Raw genomic sequence first — 16,763 nt, 5'->3', positions numbered from 1 at the left:
GGGAAAAGAAGATTGAGCAGTCAGTTGTTTGATGCGATTGATTATTTAGAAAAGGAAAAAGGTATTAATAAGGAAGTTTTACTAGAAGCCTTAGAAGCAGCATTAATTTCTGCTTACAAGAAAAATTTCAAGTCTGCTACAAATGTACGGGTAGATTTGGATGAAACAGAAGGTTCTATGCGAGTATTTGCTAGAAAAGTGGTTGTTGAAGAAATGGAAGATAATCAGCAGGAAATCTCACTTGAGGAAGCAAAAAAAATTGATCCTAAATATGCTGTAGAAGATGTTATAGAGGTGGAAGTGACACCTAAGGATTTCGGTAGAATTGCTGCCCAAGCTGCAAAACAAGTAGTTACCCAGCGTGTGAGAGAAGCTGAACGTGGGGTGATTTTCAGTGAGTATTCAGACCGTGAAGAAGACGTTATGACTGGTATTATCCAGCGTAAAGATCCACGATTTGTTTACGTAAATTTAGGTAAGGTTGAAGCGAAATTGGCTGAAGCAGAACAAATGCCTACTGAAGAATATTACGTACATGACCGTTTGAAAGTGTTTGTCACTAAAGTAGAAAACACTAGCAAAGGACCACAAATATATATATCCAGATCACATCCTGGACTATTAAAAAGACTTTTTGAAATGGAAGTACCAGAAATTTATGACGGTATTGTGGATATTAGATCTGTAGCACGAGAAGCAGGAGATCGTTCTAAAATTTCTGTATCTGCAGATGACCCAGAAGTGGATCCGGTTGGTTCTTGTGTGGGACAAAAAGGTCAACGAGTTCAGGCGATTGTTAATGAATTAAAAGGTGAAAAAATTGATGTAGTAGAATGGTCAGAAGACCCAGTAGTATATGTTTCGAACGCACTTAGTCCATCTAAAGTTGTAGAGGTCCTTGTTAATGAGGAAGAGAAAGCAACTACTGTTATTGTTCCAGACTATCAATTATCATTAGCAATAGGAAAACGTGGTCAGAATGCGCGACTTGCTGCAAAACTAACCGGCTGGAAAATTGATATTAAAAGTGAATCAGAAGCTAGAGAAGAAGGGCTTTTAACAGAAGAGGAAACTGCTTATTCTGATGAAGAGGACGATTTGTTTTAATAGGAGGATTTTCACGTGGTGCAAAAAAGAAAAATTCCTTTACGTAAATGTATTGTGACAAATGAAATGAAGCCTAAAAAAGAATTAATTCGAGTAGTACGTAACAAAGATGGTGAGGTCTTTGTCGATCAAACGGGTAAGAAAAATGGCCGAGGGGCCTATTTAAGTAAAGATACCAGCGTAATTGAAAAAGCAAAAAAAACCGGTATTTTAAACCGTCAATTTAATACGGAGATAGATTTATCTATCTTTGAGGATCTTAAAGTGATCGCTGAAGGAAGTCAACATGAAAAATAATTACCTGAATTTAGTCGGTCTGGCATTTAGAGCTAGGAAATGCTCGTTAGGAGAAGAAACAATTGTTAAAGATATTCAGCAACAACGAGCAAAGCTTGTTTTAATGGCTAGTGACACTGGGCCACAAACGAAAAAGAAGTTAACCAATAAATGTAATACTTATGGAATACCACTAATAGAAGTTGATGATCGAGATACTTTATCAAATGCTATTGGTAAGTCACAAAGAGTAGCAATTGCTATTTTAGATGCAGGATTTGCCGCTAAGATTAAATCGTTACTCGATAAATAATTTCGGGGGTGGACGTATGAGTAAAATGCGTGTATATGAATATGCTAAACAAAATAATACAACTAGTAAAAATGTGATTAATTATCTAAAAGAGCTTAATGTTGAGGTTTCCAATCACATGTCTACAATATCTGATGAGTTAAAACCTAAATTAGACAAAAAGTTTACTATTAGCAAGAATCAAAGCAATCAGTCAAAGTCAAGTACTACTACGACTAAAATGCAAGATAAAAATGTAACTAGTAAACCAGCACAAACAGGAAACAAAAGTAAAGGCAATCAAGGGAATTCAAAACCTGAACAAAAAAAGCAGCATAAACCACAGCAACAAAATAACAGGAACCAACACAAAAACCAGAATCAGAAAAATAAAAGAGGCAAGCAAAACCAAAATACCAATAATCAGAACACAAAACCAAAGCAAGAAGTAGTAAAGGAAACACCAAAACATATTACGTATAGTGAAACATTAACCGTAAGTGATTTAGCAAGTAAACTTAATAAGGATGCTTCTGAAATTATTAAAAAGCTAATGTTCCTTGGCGTTATGGCAACTAAAAACCAGGATCTTGATGACGATGCTGTTGAGTTAATTTGTTCAGAGTATGAAGTTGAAGTGGAAAAAGAAATCATTTTAGAAGATACTGATTTCGATAAGTATAGAGAAGAGGACAATGAAGCGGATCTTATTGAGAGACCAGCTGTTGTTACAATTATGGGTCACGTAGATCATGGGAAGACAACATTGCTAGACTCTATTCGTCATACTAAAGTTACAGAAGGCGAAGCAGGCGGAATTACCCAGCATATTGGTGCATACCAAGTAGAAAGCAACGATAAAAAAGTAACGTTCTTAGATACTCCAGGACACGCAGCATTTACAAGTATGCGTTCTAGAGGAGCTCAGGTTACAGATATAGCTATTTTAGTTGTTGCTGCTGACGATGGTGTTATGCCTCAAACAATCGAAGCAATTAACCATGCTAAAGCAGCTGAAGTACCGATCATCATAGCAGTTAATAAAATGGACAAAGAGGGTGCAAACCCAGATCGCGTTATGCAGGAATTAACTGAATATGAATTAATCCCTGAAGCATGGGGAGGCAGTACCATATTTGTTCAATTATCAGCAATAAAACAAGAAGGTATTGACGAATTATTAGAAATGATTCTACTCGTTTCAGAAGTTGAAGAATTAAAAGCAAATCCGAATAAAAGTGCCTTTGGAACAGTTATAGATGCACAGTTGGATAAAGGTAGAGGTTCTGTTGCTACGTTACTTGTTCAGGATGGTACTTTACATGTTGGTGATTCATTAGTAGTAGGTAATACATTTGGTCGTGTTCGTGCGATGGTAAATGATTTAGGTAAACGTGTTCAAGAAGCTGGACCATCACAGCCTGTTGAAATTACAGGTTTAAGTGATGTTCCGCAAGCAGGAGACCAATTCCTGGTTTTTGAAGATGAGAAAAAATCACGTCAAATTGGTGGAGCTCGTCAACAAAAGCATATCCAGGAAAACAGAACCGAGCAAACGAAAGTAAGTTTGGATGACCTTTTCGATCAGATTAAGCAAGGTGAGATGAAAGATATTAATATCATCATCAAAGCAGATGTTCAAGGATCGGCTGGAGCACTAGCATCTTCTCTAGAAAAAATTGAAGTAGAAGGTGTGAAAATTAAGATCATCCACACAGGTGTCGGGGCGATTACCGAATCTGATGTTATTTTAGCTTCAGCTTCTAATGCTATTGTTATTGGATTTAACGTAAGACCTGATGCTAATGCTAAAAAAGCAGCTGAATCTGAAAAAGTGGATGTCCGTTTACACCGTGTCATTTATAAAGCGATTGATGAGATAGAAGCAGCAATGAAAGGGATGCTTGATCCTGAATATGAAGAAAAAATAATCGGTCAGGCAGAAGTCCGTGAAATATTTAAAGTATCAAAAATCGGTACAATTGCTGGTAGTTATGTTACAGAAGGTAAATTAACCCGCGATTCTGGTATACGCTTAATTCGAGATGGTGTTGTTCAATTTGAAGGCGAAATTGACGCATTAAAACGTTTTAAGGATGATGTAAAAGAAGTAGCACAAAACTATGAATGTGGGATTACCATTAAAAAATTCAATGATATTAAAGAAGGCGACATTATCGAAGCGTTTATTATGCAGGAAATTGAGCGTAAGTAATGATTGTCTTTGCAGAAGTAGAATGTATTTTATATGAAGGTCAATCGCTAAAGGCGAAACGCTCTGTTATTAAACCTGTTTTAGCTAAATTGCGAAAAGAATTAAATGTGGCTGTAACAGAGCTTGACTATCATAACTTATGGCAACGTACAAAATTTGGTATTGTAACTATATCAAATGACAAGATTCATGCCGAGCAAGTAGTTCAGGAGGCACTGCGGATAATTGATACGTACCCTACACTAGAACGTACTATTACCAATGTTGAAGAAGTATAAGTTTTCATGTTACTAAGTATTAATATTTTTTTCACGTATGGAAGAATAGTCCTTAGATAAGACTATAACAAATTCGTGAGCTATCACCATTAAGACATGGATACGTTTTTCTAAAACTGTGTAAAGGCATAATGAGGTGGTTTAATGAGTGATTTACGTGCAAATCGTGTAGCAGAGCAAATGAAGAAGGAAATGGGTGAAATTTTAACCCGAAAGATAAAAGATCCACGTGTTGGGTTTGTTACTGTAACTGATATTGAAGTAACTGGTGATTTACAGCAAGCAAAAATATTTATTTCAGTGCTTGGTGATGAGCAACAAAAGCATGATACACTTGTCGGTTTGGCAAAAGCAAAAGGCTTTATTCGTTCCGAAATCGGACAGCGTATACGCTTGAGAAAAACACCGGATTTAAATTTTGAGTTTGATGAAGCCTATGAATACGGAAATCGTATTGAAACAATATTACGCGATTTAAACAAATAAAACGAGAAGTATATAAAAAATCTGACTCAAGTTATACTAAAATTGAGTCAGATTTTTCCTTATCATAAATTAATGACTAACTTGGAGGTTGAGCACATGGATGGTATTTTGCCATTATGGAAGCCTAAGGGATTAACGTCACATGATTGTGTGGTGAAAGTACGAAAATTATTACGTACCAAAAAAGTCGGTCATACAGGTACACTTGACCCTGAAGTTGAGGGAGTACTACCTATTTGTATTGGAGAAGCTACAAAAATTGTTCCTTTCTTAACGGATACAAAGAAAACATATATCGCAGAAGTAAAATTGGGTGCAGCAACAGATACAGAGGACAGTCATGGTAAAATTACTAATCAAACAGAAATTCTCAATCCCCCTTCTCTACAAATTATTGAAAACGTGCTACAATCTTTTAGAGGACAGATAACACAAATACCACCAATGTATTCTGCAGTTAAAGTAAAAGGAAAGAAACTATATGAATATGCTAGGGCTAATGAAACTGTTGAGCGACCTCGTAGACAGATTACTATTCATCACTTGGAACTTTTAGCCCAAACAACTAATGAGACAGATACATTTCAAGTAAAAGTAGTTTGTTCTAAAGGAACGTATATTCGTACATTATGTGTAGATATTGGTGAGGCTTTAGGGTATCCAGCACATATGTCAAACTTGATTCGGTTAGCCACAGGATCTATTTCAAAAGAAGACACAGTAACTTTTACAGAAATGGATGAAGCTATCGAGCAAAATCTGCAGGAAAAATTAGTATTGCCTATAACGAGAGGTATTGATCATTTGGACTGCTTGTTTGTTGATGAAGAGACGAAGAATAAAGTTCTTCATGGACAAAAGCTCAAGCAACCAGAAATAGTTCCTAACACTGATCCTTTCGCAGTCATGTTTGATAAACAATTATTAGCAATCTATCAAACACATCCCGAAAAGCCCGAACAAATAAAGCCAGTTCGTGTGTTTAACACATAGGCTGTTTTTGTATGCATTGTTGTATTCATAGTTGATCTAAACTACGACATAACTTGAGATGATGGGTGGTGCTGTTACTCGCTCTGGAAATACAATTCGCGCATCTTAGGGCGGCTGGTGAGCTTCTTCATGCTAACGCATTTCAGAATCTCACATAGGAGGCTGTCCGACGAAGTGAAATTGCCGAATATTTATTCAAAATATGGTGGATTATACATTAATAATTCAGTGTGAATGCATATATATTCACAGAAATTATTCCATCGGACAGCCACCTAGGCCTATCCTCCCGCAGAACAAGGAAAGCTACGGCAGCATTACATCGCACGCAGAAAAAGTGATTTCCTTTTTCAAGGAGTCTTCGTGTATTTCCGCCGCTGGTATAGCGTCCAAAATAAAACAACAGCTTTCTGTTCAAGGAAATAAGGTCAAGGTCATGTTACAAGGGTCCAAGTGTTTGGTCTTCCAGTGAGCCATGACTAGCGAAAGCGGTTTTATAGCACTCGATGTCACGAAAACAAACCCACGAAGAAGTTACGTCGCAGTTTAGATCCATTCACACCAAAGCAACAATTTTTACGAAAACAGCTAGCGCATAAGAAAAGCTAAAAATTTTATGAAGAAAAAAGTGTAGGTGAACCAAATTGAGAACGATTGAGCTAACATACCCACATACATTAGTATTAGAAGAACTTCCTGAAACCGTGGCAGCAATAGGTTTTTTTGATGGAATACATATAGGGCACCAATCAGTTATTAAAACTGCAGTTACTCATGCACGTACTAAAAATATGGAAAGTGCGGTTATCACATTCCATCCACATCCATCAGTTGTTTTAAAAAAGGATACACAACATGTAGAATATATCACCCCATTAAGAGAAAAGCAGGAGATATTGCGTCAATTAGATGTAGATCGGCTTTATATTATTACCTTTAATAAAGCACTAGCATCCCAAGAACCGCAGCAATTTGTGGATCATTTTATTATAGGTTTGAATATAAAGCATCTAGTAGCAGGTTTTGACTTTTCGTATGGTCATAAAGGACAAGGTAATATGAACAAAATCGAAGAACATTCAAGGGGTGCATTTAGTTATTCAACAATTGATAAAGTTCAATTGAATAACGAAAAAGTAAGTTCTACTAAAGTTAGAGAATACTTAAAGACAGGTGAAATGAAAAAAGCCAACGACATACTCGGACGCCCATTGTCTATTCATGGCATAGTGGTTGAAGGGGATAAACGCGGAAGAACTATTGGATATCCTACTGCAAATCTTGAGATAAACTCTGATGCTTTACTACCAAAACCGGGTGTTTATGCAGTGAAAGTACTTTATAGAAATGAAGTATATGAGGGCATGGCTAACTTAGGTGTAAAACCAACGTTTCATTCTGATATTGATAAGCCATCCGTTGAGGTTAATATTCTTGATTACAGTAATGATATATATGGTGAGGAACTCCAAATAGAGTGGTACTATTTCATCCGTGAGGAAAAGAAATTTAATGGAGTAGAAGAACTAGTGAAAGAGATAGAAAATGATGAGAGATTAATTCGTAACTATTTTTCAAGCTAGTCAGAATAGAATGTAGCGTAACGATATAACTAACTTGTTGTGAGATATAATTTTTCTCTTGCATTTTATCGTGAAAAGATGTACGCTTAGAAACGTAAAACCATCGCTTGGCAATTCGTGACTCCGACGTTTGCTAGGGGAATGGGGATATAAACAAATTATAGGAGGTGAGCCAGATGGCTATCACAAAGGATCGTAAGAATGAAATCATAAGTGAATACAAAGTTCATGATAATGATACTGGTTCTCCAGAAGTACAAATTGCTGTACTTACTGAAGAAATAACAACATTAAATGAGCATTTACGTTTTCATAAAAAAGACCACCATTCACGTCGTGGGCTTTTAAAAATGGTTGGTAAACGTCGTAACTTATTAAATTATTTGCGTAATAACGACGTTACTCGCTACCGTGATTTAATTAAAAAACTAGGTTTACGCCGTTAAGGTATTTTAAAAAGCAGGAGAAATCCTGCTTTTTTTATAATCTAGGAAATTATAAAATGTGGAGACTGTGGATAATTTATTGACTGTGTAAGCCGCGTTCAGCTCCAGCGCCCAGCGACTATTGGACTTCCTGCTCCTCCTTACGATAAGTCAACATCGAATCACTACGCGTTTCCTTTATCTCATACCGATATGGAAGATCGACTAAAACCGCCGCTTCTAGCTTTTGTTCTACTTTACTAATGAAAAACATACATAAGGAAAAATATTTTAATTACATAAAATTTACATTCCTGCTTAAAAACTATAAAATGATATTAGAATGTTCTATTGAAAGGAGTACTATTACTAATGGCAGAAGAAAAACAAGTATTCTCCACAGAAATTGCCGGTAAAAAGTTTATCGTCGAAACAGGAGAACTAGCTAAGCAAGCAAATGGCGCATGTATGATTCGTTACGGTGATACTTCAGTATTGTCTGTAGCAACAGCGTCAAAGGAACCTAAGGATTTACCATTTTTTCCTTTAACGGTTAATTACGAAGAGCGTTTATATGCCGTAGGTAAGATACCAGGAGGATTTATTAAACGTGAGGGAAGACCAAGTGATAAAGCTATTTTAACATCACGATTAATTGATCGACCAATCCGACCACTTTTTCCAGATGGTTTTAGAAATGAAGTTCAAGCAATAAGCACGGTTATGAGTGTTGATCAGGATTGCCCTTCAGCAATTGCAGCAATGGTTGGTACTTCCATCGCGTTAAGTATTTCGGATATTCCATTCGCAGAACCAATTGCAGGTGTAAATGTGGGACGAGTTGATGGAGAATTTGTCATTAACCCTACTATTGAGCAAGAAGCAAAAAGTGATATTGAATTGACAGTTGCTGGTACCAAAGATGCGATTAACATGGTAGAAGCAGGTGCACAAGAAGTACCTGAGGATGTAATGCTTGAAGCAATTATGTTTGGTCATCAGGAAATCATTCGTTTAGTCGAATTCCAAACAGAAATTATTAACGCTGTTGGTTTAGAAAAATCACCAGTAACCTTATTAGAGTTGGACGAAGAATTAACAAACAAGATAGAAGCAGCAGGAAAAGAAAAGATAGTTGAAGCAATTAAAGTAACCGAAAAGCATGCAAGAGAAGAAGCAATCAGCAATGCAAAAGATGAAATTCTGAGTGAATATGAGGAAGAAGAACAAGAAGTAATTAAACAAGTAAAATCTATTCTGGACAAGATGATTAAAGAAGAAGTTCGACTTCTCATTACGAAAGAAAAAATACGTCCAGATGGTCGTAAAATTGATGAAATACGTCCATTATCCTCACGTATAAACGTGCTTCCGCGTACACATGGATCTGGATTATTTACACGTGGACAAACTCAAGCACTAAGTGTTTGTACATTGGGTGCTTTAGGTGATGTGCAAATTTTAGATGGGCTAGACTTAGAAGAATCTAAACGTTTCATGCATCATTATAACTTCCCACAATATAGTGTAGGTGAAACAGGCCCAATTAGAGGTCCAGGACGTCGTGAAATTGGACATGGTGCCTTAGGAGAAAGAGCACTTGAGAAGGTACTCCCATCTGATAAAGATTTCCCTTATACAATTCGTCTTGTGTCTGAAGTATTAGAATCGAATGGTTCTACTTCTCAAGCAAGTATTTGTGCAAGTACATTAGCGATGATGGATGCAGGTGTACCAATTAAATCTCCAGTTGCAGGTATTGCAATGGGACTTGTTAAATCTGGTGATGATTATACCATTTTGTCTGACATTCAAGGGATGGAAGATGCACTTGGTGATATGGACTTTAAAGTTGCTGGTACTGAAAAAGGTGTCACAGCACTGCAAATGGATATTAAGGTAAGTGGTTTATCAAAAGAGATATTAGAAGAAGCTTTAACCCAGGCTAAAAAAGGTCGTATGGTAATATTAGATTCTATGCTTTCTACGATTAATGAACCTAAAACAGAGCTTTCTCAATATGCTCCAAAGATTTTAACCATGACAATTAATCCAGATAAAATTCGTGCCGTAATTGGACCAAGCGGAAAACAAATCAATCAAATTATTGAAGAAACTGGTGTTAAGATAGATATTGAACAAGAAGGTAATGTATTTATCTCATCAACTGATGCTTCCATGAACGAGAAAGCTAAAAAAATTATTGAAGATCTTATACGTGAAGTAGAAGTAGGACAAATGTATTTAGGTACAGTTAAACGTATAGAAAAATTCGGTGCCTTCGTAGAGTTATTTAAAGGTAAAGATGGATTAGTCCACATTTCCGAACTAGCAGAAGAACGAACTAATAAAGTGGAAGATGTTGTATCCATTGGTGATGAAATTATGGTTAAGGTTAAAGAAATTGATCACCAAGGTAGGGTAAATCTTTCTCGTAAAGCAGTGTTAAAAGAAGAGAAAGAAAAAAGTGAAAAGTCAAGGTCATAAAGAAAGAAGTTGAAAATGAGAAGCTGGTAAACCAGTTTCTTTTTTTATTTTCCCTTATTTCATATCTTGTCCGTTTATTTCATATGATGAAATGAGGAGGGGATAGGTATGTACCGTTACCGTAAAATAATACATATTTGTATATTCATAATCATTGTTGCTATAGCTTTTGATACAAGTTATAATCCTTTTGCTATAAATGATATAAATACCATGACACATACTGCTGTTAAATCAGAGGATCCATTGTATATCGAGATTACAGAGAAACACTCAACGTATGAAGAGGCTCCTCAAAATGCTGTTATTGATAAGGTATGGAAAAAGATTCCTGGAAGAAATGGAATTAAAGTAGATATAGAAAAGTCATATCAACAAATGAAAAAGGGAAAGGTATTTGATGAATCATTGTTGGTTTATGAACAGGTTCCCCCTACGATTACGATGGATGATTTACCTGCATCGCCAATTTACAGGGGGCATCCAGAAAAGGAGATGGTTAGTTTTTTAATTAATGTCTCCTGGGGTGAAGAGCACATTCCTCATATGTTAAATGTATTAAAAAAACATAAGATAAAGGCAACATTTTTTATTGAAGGGAAATGGGCAAAAGAACATTCTGACTATGTAAAAATGATTGATGAACAAGGTCATGTGATAGGGAATCATGCTTATAATCATCCAGATATGGCTCGCTTATCTGAACAGGAAATTGTAAATCAAATAAAACAGACAAATGAAATTTTAGAAGCAATCACTGATCGAACACCAAAATGGTTTGCTCCACCTAGTGGAAGTTTTAAAGACCAAGTTGTTGATACAGCTTCTGATTTGGAGATGGAGACCATTTTGTGGAGTGTTGATACGATTGATTGGAAGAATCCCTCTGTTTCTGTTATGATGAACCAAGTAATTAGGAAAATTCACCCAGGAGCTATGATATTAATGCATCCAACGCCTTCCATTGTTCAAGGTCTAGAACCATTGATTCTAAATATAAAAGAAAATGGTTACAAGATTGGATCGGTTAATAGCTTATTAAGTGAAGATAGATAGTTCTGCACCTAGGAGGAGAAAAATGGTAGAAAGACATACGAGTGAAAATGGACTTCGAGTTGTATTAGAAACTATACCAACTGTTCGTTCAGTGACAATAGGTATCTGGGTTTTAACTGGCTCACGAAATGAAACCGATCAAAATAACGGAATTTCACATTTTTTAGAGCACATGTTTTTCAAAGGAACTCTCACCCGTTCTGCTCAAGATATTGCAGAAGCATTTGATGCTATCGGCGGCCAGGTGAATGCGTTTACATCAAAAGAATATACATGCTATTACGCAAAAGTGATTGATACGCACAAGGAATATGCATTGGAAATTTTAGCAGATATGTTTTTTAACTCCACGTTTGATGAAAAAGAAATGGAACGAGAAAAGAAAGTTGTCCTTGAGGAAATTAAAATGTATGAAGATACACCTGATGACATTGTACATGATATATTAGCACGAGCTTCGTATGGTGATCATCCATTAGGTTATCCTATACTCGGAACAGAAGAACATTTAAAGAGTTTTAAACCAGAAACATTGCGTAATTATATAAAAGAACGATACACACCAGAAAATGTTGTTGTATCCGTAGCTGGTAATGTAGATGAATCATTTATAGGTAATGTTGAGAATTATTTTGGTAACTATGAATCAAGTCATCAACCATCATCTGTTAGTAAACCGACGTTTCTTGCAAATAAGATTGAGCGAAATAAAGATACAGAACAAGCACATTTATGCCTTGGCTATGATGGGTTATCAGTAGGTGATGACAATATTTATAGTCTGATTATCATGAACAATGTTCTAGGTGGTAGTATGAGTTCGAGATTATTTCAAGATGTTAGAGAAAAACAGGGATTAGCATATGCCGTATTCTCTTATCATTCCTCTTTTTTGGATAATGGACTCTTAACCATTTATGCTGGAACAGGCAAGGCTCAATTACCACTACTACAGGAAACAATTGATCAAACTGTAAATGCAATGATTAAAAATGGCTTGACTGACAAGGAATTGAAAAACAGTAAAGAACAACTAAAAGGAAACTTATTGTTAAGCTTGGAAAGTACGAACAGTCGTATGAGCCGCAATGGAAAAAATGAATTGTTATTAAACAGACATCGAACAATGGATGAAATGATTCGTCAAATAGATGCGGTGAATGATAATACGATTAAAGATGTCATCCGTACAGTGTTTGAAAAATCATCTTCAACTGCGTTAATAGCTCCAAAGATAACAACCTAACCTATGTTTTAGAGACATAGGTTTTTTTTATGGGCATATATTGAAAGTAGATCATACTTTTTGGGGGATGAATATATGCGTTATAAGGATATTAGTGGAAAAGAAATTGTAGATGTTAATCACGGCTCCAGATTAGGTATACTGGGACAAACAGATCTTGAAATTAATGAAAAAACAGGGCAAATTGAATCTTTTATTCTTCCTAATTATAAATGGTTTGGACTTAAGAAAGAAGGAGATGAAACTACAATTCACTGGAATTCAATTCAAAAAATCGGAAAGGATATGATTATGATTGAATTGGACTCGAAATAAATTTTTATCCATATATAGGAATAGGCTAGTGTCTCGGTTTAGAGATACTAGCCTTTTTTTGATTTTAAAAAAACTACTAATCACTAACCCCCTGGAAGCACATAAGCTATTAAGAATAATATATGTGAGTTTGTCTGGAGGGGTGTTTAAAAATAATGGATCGATTCATAGGTGTGATAGGTGGCGATGCACGTTATTTGGAGTTAATTCGCCAATTACAAGAATTATCGGGAACAACAATTTATCTCGTAGGTTTTGATAAGTTAGAACAAGGATACACGGGGTTGAAACAAGTAGATTTTGCGGACTTAGAGCTAGGTGTATTAGATGCTGTTATTCTGCCAATAACAGGTACAGATCATGATGGAAATGTGGAAACTGTTTTTTCTGATCAACATATTCAGTTATCAAAACAATGGTTTTCACAATTAAAAAAGTCAGCAATGGTTTTTACTGGAATTACCAATGATTATTTAACAACAGCAACAAAAGACGCGGGAGTTTCATTAATACCATTATTAAATCGGGATGATGTGGCGATCTATAATTCGATACCAACAGCAGAAGGTACCATCATGATGGCCATTGAACATACTGACTATACAATCCACGGATCAAGGGTTATTGTTGTTGGTTTTGGTCGTGTGGGGCATACAGTAGCCAATAAATTTTCTGCTTTAGGTGCCAAAGTTTCGGTAAGTGCAAGAAGTATTATGGATCTAGCACGAATAACAGAAATGGGTCTAACAGCAATACCTTTAGCTGAACTTCAAGATTATACGCATGATTGTGACTTATTAATTAATACAATTCCAGCATTAGTAGTAAATGAAAAATCCATTCAACAACTTCCTTCACATGGGTTAATTATTGATTTGGCTTCTAAACCGGGAGGAACAGATTTTGCTTATGCCGAAAAACGTGGCGTTAAAGCTATTTTAGCAAGAAGTTTACCTGGAATAGTAGCTCCAAAAACTGCTGGTAAGATCTTAGCAGATGTAATTAAGCAATTTTTATTAGGAAAGGGGAAACGTATATGAGTTTAGAAGGGAAAAGAATAGGATTTGGGTTAACTGGTTCTCACTGTACCTATGATGATGTATTTCCACAATTGGAACGGTTAATGAAAGAAAAGGCGGAAGTTATTCCAATTGTGTCCTATACAGTCCGAAACACAGATACAAAATTCGGTAAAGCTGAGGATCATATTGAGAAGATAGAAGCAATTACTGGAAAACGTGTTATCTCCACAATGCCAGAAGCAGAACCATTAGGACCAAAATATCCATTAGATTGTATGGTAATTGCACCACTCACAGGTAATTCCTTGAGTAAATTTGCCAATGCACTTACAGACTCCCCGGTGCTAATGGCAGCCAAGGCTACGATGAGAAACCAAAATCCAGTCGTGTTAGGCATTTCAACTAATGATGCACTTGGTTTAAATGGTGTGAATTTAATGCGATTAATGGCAAGTAAATTTATATATTTTATTCCATACGGGCAAGATAATCCCTATAAAAAGCCAAACTCCTTAGTTGCAAAAATGGATTATTTAGTGGATACCGTTGAAGCGGCTCTTCATCATAAACAACTTCAACCTGTTATTATTCCTTATGTGGATGAAAATATGGTAGAATAAATACTATATTTATTTTAATGAAGAAATTTATTGAATACGAAGGGAGTCATCCATATGACTAAAAAAGTAGCATATAATGTCGCAGTTGTTGGTGCAACCGGAGCTGTCGGTGAAAAAATCATTGAAATACTTGAACGTAAGAAATTTCCTGTAAATGAATTGAAACTTTTATCCTCAGAACGATCTGCTGGGAAAAAAGTGTCATTTAATAGTAAGCAAATTACAGTGGAAAAGGCTACTCCTGAAAGTTTTGAAGGTGTAGATATTGCTCTATTCTCAGCTGGGGGTTCAGTGTCTAAACAACTAGCACCAGAGGCTGTTAAACGTGGAGCAGTCGTTATTGATAATACTAGTGCATTCAGAATGGATGAAAATGTTCCGTTAGTGGTTCCAGAGGTAAACGAAGCAGATATAAAACAGCATAATGGAATTATTGCAAATCCAAATTGCTCAACAATTCAAATGGTCACTGCATTAAAACCAATACAAGACGCATTTGGGTTATCTCGAATCATTGTCTCTACGTATCAAGCAGTCTCAGGTGCTGGTACACAAGCATCAAAGGAATTGGAGAATCAAACAAGACAATACTTGGATAATCAGGAAATGACGACAGAGCTATTACCTGTAAAAGGGGAAGAAAAACATTATCCAATAGCTTTTAACGCAATTCCTCAAATAGATGTTTTCCAAGAAAACGGATATACATTTGAAGAAATGAAAATGATAAACGAAACTAAAAAGATAATGCATGCTCCAAACATTTCTGTTGCTGCAACATGTGTTAGACTCCCTTTATTTACTTCTCATGCAGAGAGTGTTTATGTTGAGGTCGAAAAGGAAGGTTTAACGGTTACTGATTTATGGAAAGTACTCGTTGGGGCAGAGGGTGTTGTATTAGAGGATGACCCAGGCTCACAACTATACCCAACCCCAATGAGTGCTACAAACAAGGAAGATGTATTTGTTGGAAGAGTAAGAAGGGATTTAGATAAAGGAAATGGTTTTCATCTGTGGGTAGTTTCCGATAATCTAGTAAAGGGTGCAGCATGGAATACAGTTCAAATTGCTGATCGTTTAATACAAAATAATTGGTTATAAAATAGAGGTGGAGCTATGCATGTATTAATTCAGAAATTTGGCGGAACGTCTGTTCAAACAGAAGAAAATAGAAATCATGTTATTAAACATATAAAAGAGGCATTAGTGAAGGAATATAAACTCGTTGTGGTTGTTTCTGCACTAGGTAGAAATCCTGATCCATATGCTACAGACACATTGTTAGGCATGGTTAATTTCCCTGCTAACCATAATTCAAATCGGGAACTAGATTTATTGATGTCATGTGGGGAAATAATTTCATCTGTAGTGCTATCTAATGAACTCCAAAAACATCATATTACTTCAACAGCATTAACAGGGGCACAAGCAGGATTTGTTACAAATTCTGAATTTACACAGGCCAAAATCAAAGAAGTGAAGCCTGAGAGAATTATTAAAGAGCTCCAAACTAATGATGTAGTAGTTGTTGCTGGTTTTCAAGGTCAAACAGAAAATGGAGACATAACCACAATTGGACGTGGAGGTAGTGACACAACTGCCGCTGCACTGGGCGCTGCGTTACAAGCTGAACGAATAGAGATATTTACGGATGTAAATGGAATTATGACAGCAGATCCACGCGTTGTGGAATCCGCACGTCCATTGGATATTGTAACGTATACTGAAATCTGTAATTTAGCTTATCAAGGAGCAAAGGTGATTCATCCTAGAGCAGTTGAAATTGCTATGCAAGCAAAAATTCCGATGAGGGTCAGGTCCACCTATTCCCTTGAAGGCGGTACGTTGGTAACGTCGTCTAGGTTACAAGAGTTAGGTGGCGATATACCTGACCGTTTAATAACAGGGATTGCACATATCTCAGCCATTACTCAAATAAAGGTTCAGACAAAAGAAGAATCATATCATCTTCAATCGGAGGTTTTTAAAGCAATGGCAGGAGCAGGAATTTCTGTAGACTTTATCAACATATCACCTACTGGAGTTGTTTATACCGTGCCTGAGGTTTTTACACAAAAAGCTGTCCACATTCTAAAAACATTAGGGTTTCATCCTACTATTACTGAAAAGTGTGCAAAAGTGTCAACGGTGGGTGCGGGTATGACTGGTGTGCCCGGAGTTGCTTCAAGAATTGTTCAGGCTCTGACAGACGCAGAAGTTCAGATTTTGCAATCGGCTGATAGTCACACCACTATTTGGGTACTCATTCACGAGAATGACTTAAAAATAGCGGTCAACGCCTTACATGATGTATTTGAATTAAGTAATGTAACAGGTTCTTTAGCAACTAATTTATAAAGAG

The 16,763-nt window shown here is 36.2% G+C and carries 18 protein-coding genes; 17 read left to right on the top strand and 1 reads right to left on the bottom strand.

From position 1 onward, the window contains the following. Window positions 1-12: 12 nt before the first annotated feature. From nusA to rpsO, 9 genes are all read left to right on the top strand, one after another. Window positions 13-1,107 (top strand): transcription termination factor NusA, encoded by a 1,095-nt coding sequence (gene nusA / locus ACFQ3N_RS05935; protein WP_390360473.1) that lies wholly within the window; start codon window positions 13-15, stop codon window positions 1,105-1,107. 15 nt (window positions 1,108-1,122) lie between these two features. After that, the gene (rnpM, locus tag ACFQ3N_RS05930) at window positions 1,123-1,404 is read left to right on the top strand and encodes an RNase P modulator RnpM (RefSeq protein ID WP_390360471.1); all 282 of its coding nucleotides are present in this window, start codon (window positions 1,123-1,125) and stop codon (window positions 1,402-1,404) included. Beyond that, window positions 1,394-1,696 carry a L7Ae/L30e/S12e/Gadd45 family ribosomal protein gene (locus ACFQ3N_RS05925; protein WP_390360469.1) on the top strand — a complete coding sequence of 101 codons (303 nt, stop codon included), beginning with the start codon at window positions 1,394-1,396 and terminating at the stop codon, window positions 1,694-1,696. The genes rnpM and ACFQ3N_RS05925 overlap by 11 nt, the downstream gene beginning before the upstream one ends. Window positions 1,697-1,712: 16 nt before the next feature. After that, a complete protein-coding gene (gene infB, locus ACFQ3N_RS05920; protein ID WP_390360467.1) occupies window positions 1,713-3,890 on the top strand; it encodes a translation initiation factor IF-2 in 2,178 nt (725 codons plus the stop codon). After that, the gene (locus tag ACFQ3N_RS05915; RefSeq protein ID WP_390360465.1) at window positions 3,890-4,168 is read left to right on the top strand and encodes a DUF503 domain-containing protein; all 279 of its coding nucleotides are present in this window, start codon (window positions 3,890-3,892) and stop codon (window positions 4,166-4,168) included. Before infB ends, ACFQ3N_RS05915 begins: the two co-directional genes overlap by 1 nt. A gap of 144 nt (window positions 4,169-4,312) precedes the next feature. Next, complete coding sequence (gene rbfA / locus ACFQ3N_RS05910; RefSeq protein WP_390360463.1) at window positions 4,313-4,654, top strand: 30S ribosome-binding factor RbfA; 342 nt, start codon at window positions 4,313-4,315, stop codon at window positions 4,652-4,654. Between the two features lie 96 nt (window positions 4,655-4,750). Continuing rightward, on the top strand, window positions 4,751-5,647 hold the full coding sequence (truB, locus tag ACFQ3N_RS05905) for a tRNA pseudouridine(55) synthase TruB (protein WP_390360461.1): 897 nt from the start codon (window positions 4,751-4,753) through the stop codon (window positions 5,645-5,647). A gap of 644 nt (window positions 5,648-6,291) precedes the next feature. Further along, window positions 6,292-7,230, top strand: a complete 939-nt coding sequence (gene ribF, locus ACFQ3N_RS05900) for a riboflavin biosynthesis protein RibF (protein ID WP_390360459.1) — start codon at window positions 6,292-6,294, stop codon at window positions 7,228-7,230. Window positions 7,231-7,406: 176 nt separating this feature from the next. Beyond that, window positions 7,407-7,676 (top strand): 30S ribosomal protein S15, encoded by a 270-nt coding sequence (rpsO, locus tag ACFQ3N_RS05895; RefSeq protein WP_390360457.1) that lies wholly within the window; start codon window positions 7,407-7,409, stop codon window positions 7,674-7,676. A 118-nt stretch (window positions 7,677-7,794) separates the two neighbouring features. Here the strand turns inward: rpsO and ACFQ3N_RS05890 are convergent, their stop codons facing one another. Beyond that, window positions 7,795-7,929: a hypothetical protein gene (locus tag ACFQ3N_RS05890; RefSeq protein WP_390360455.1), complete on the bottom strand. Its 135-nt coding sequence runs from the start codon at window positions 7,927-7,929 to the stop codon at window positions 7,795-7,797. A 98-nt stretch (window positions 7,930-8,027) separates the two neighbouring features. On the opposite strand from ACFQ3N_RS05890, the gene pnp reads away from it, so the two are divergent. The 8 genes from pnp (at window position 8,028) to dapG (ending at window position 16,759) form a co-directional block, all read left to right on the top strand. Next, the gene (pnp, locus tag ACFQ3N_RS05885) at window positions 8,028-10,142 is read left to right on the top strand and encodes a polyribonucleotide nucleotidyltransferase (RefSeq protein WP_390360453.1); all 2,115 of its coding nucleotides are present in this window, start codon (window positions 8,028-8,030) and stop codon (window positions 10,140-10,142) included. Between the two features lie 108 nt (window positions 10,143-10,250). Next, window positions 10,251-11,198: a polysaccharide deacetylase family protein gene (locus tag ACFQ3N_RS05880; RefSeq protein WP_390360451.1), complete on the top strand. Its 948-nt coding sequence runs from the start codon at window positions 10,251-10,253 to the stop codon at window positions 11,196-11,198. Between the two features lie 22 nt (window positions 11,199-11,220). After that, window positions 11,221-12,444, top strand: coding sequence for a M16 family metallopeptidase (locus ACFQ3N_RS05875; protein WP_390360449.1), 1,224 nt, complete (start codon window positions 11,221-11,223; stop codon window positions 12,442-12,444). A 75-nt stretch (window positions 12,445-12,519) separates the two neighbouring features. Further along, window positions 12,520-12,759: a YlmC/YmxH family sporulation protein gene (locus tag ACFQ3N_RS05870; protein ID WP_390360447.1), complete on the top strand. Its 240-nt coding sequence runs from the start codon at window positions 12,520-12,522 to the stop codon at window positions 12,757-12,759. Between the two features lie 155 nt (window positions 12,760-12,914). Further along, window positions 12,915-13,799 carry a dipicolinic acid synthetase subunit A gene (gene dpaA, locus ACFQ3N_RS05865; protein WP_390360445.1) on the top strand — a complete coding sequence of 295 codons (885 nt, stop codon included), beginning with the start codon at window positions 12,915-12,917 and terminating at the stop codon, window positions 13,797-13,799. Further along, a complete protein-coding gene (gene dpaB / locus ACFQ3N_RS05860) occupies window positions 13,796-14,401 on the top strand; it encodes a dipicolinate synthase subunit B (RefSeq protein WP_390360443.1) in 606 nt (201 codons plus the stop codon). Before dpaA ends, dpaB begins: the two co-directional genes overlap by 4 nt. 54 nt (window positions 14,402-14,455) lie before the next feature. After that, window positions 14,456-15,502: an aspartate-semialdehyde dehydrogenase gene (gene asd / locus ACFQ3N_RS05855; RefSeq protein WP_390360441.1), complete on the top strand. Its 1,047-nt coding sequence runs from the start codon at window positions 14,456-14,458 to the stop codon at window positions 15,500-15,502. A gap of 15 nt (window positions 15,503-15,517) precedes the next feature. Next, window positions 15,518-16,759 (top strand): aspartate kinase, encoded by a 1,242-nt coding sequence (gene dapG, locus ACFQ3N_RS05850; protein ID WP_390360439.1) that lies wholly within the window; start codon window positions 15,518-15,520, stop codon window positions 16,757-16,759. Window positions 16,760-16,763: the final 4 nt, after the last annotated feature.

Source organism: Virgibacillus byunsanensis, from assembly GCF_042675965.1.
GTDB classification, from domain to species: domain Bacteria; phylum Bacillota; class Bacilli; order Bacillales; family Amphibacillaceae; genus Virgibacillus_R; species Virgibacillus_R byunsanensis.
This window is presented reverse-complemented; position numbering and strand designations above follow the sequence as displayed.

Excerpts from the sequence above, each read along its gene's own strand:
- asd (WP_390360441.1), top strand. The coding sequence starts at position 14,456 with ATGACTAAAAAAGTAGCATATAATGTCGCAGTTGTTGGTGCAACCGGA.
- ACFQ3N_RS05875 (WP_390360449.1), top strand. The coding sequence starts at position 11,221 with ATGGTAGAAAGACATACGAGTGAAAATGGACTTCGAGTTGTATTAGAA.
- pnp (WP_390360453.1), top strand. The coding sequence starts at position 8,028 with ATGGCAGAAGAAAAACAAGTATTCTCCACAGAAATTGCCGGTAAAAAG.
- rbfA (WP_390360463.1), top strand. The coding sequence starts at position 4,313 with ATGAGTGATTTACGTGCAAATCGTGTAGCAGAGCAAATGAAGAAGGAA.
- rpsO (WP_390360457.1), top strand. The coding sequence starts at position 7,407 with ATGGCTATCACAAAGGATCGTAAGAATGAAATCATAAGTGAATACAAA.
- dpaA (WP_390360445.1), top strand. The coding sequence starts at position 12,915 with ATGGATCGATTCATAGGTGTGATAGGTGGCGATGCACGTTATTTGGAG.
- infB (WP_390360467.1), top strand. The coding sequence starts at position 1,713 with ATGAGTAAAATGCGTGTATATGAATATGCTAAACAAAATAATACAACT.
- truB (WP_390360461.1), top strand. The coding sequence starts at position 4,751 with ATGGATGGTATTTTGCCATTATGGAAGCCTAAGGGATTAACGTCACAT.
- ACFQ3N_RS05870 (WP_390360447.1), top strand. The coding sequence starts at position 12,520 with ATGCGTTATAAGGATATTAGTGGAAAAGAAATTGTAGATGTTAATCAC.
- ACFQ3N_RS05890 (WP_390360455.1), bottom strand. The coding sequence starts at position 7,929 with ATGTTTTTCATTAGTAAAGTAGAACAAAAGCTAGAAGCGGCGGTTTTA.
- ACFQ3N_RS05915 (WP_390360465.1), top strand. The coding sequence starts at position 3,890 with ATGATTGTCTTTGCAGAAGTAGAATGTATTTTATATGAAGGTCAATCG.
- dpaB (WP_390360443.1), top strand. The coding sequence starts at position 13,796 with ATGAGTTTAGAAGGGAAAAGAATAGGATTTGGGTTAACTGGTTCTCAC.
- dapG (WP_390360439.1), top strand. The coding sequence starts at position 15,518 with ATGCATGTATTAATTCAGAAATTTGGCGGAACGTCTGTTCAAACAGAA.
- ACFQ3N_RS05880 (WP_390360451.1), top strand. The coding sequence starts at position 10,251 with ATGTACCGTTACCGTAAAATAATACATATTTGTATATTCATAATCATT.
- ACFQ3N_RS05925 (WP_390360469.1), top strand. The coding sequence starts at position 1,394 with ATGAAAAATAATTACCTGAATTTAGTCGGTCTGGCATTTAGAGCTAGG.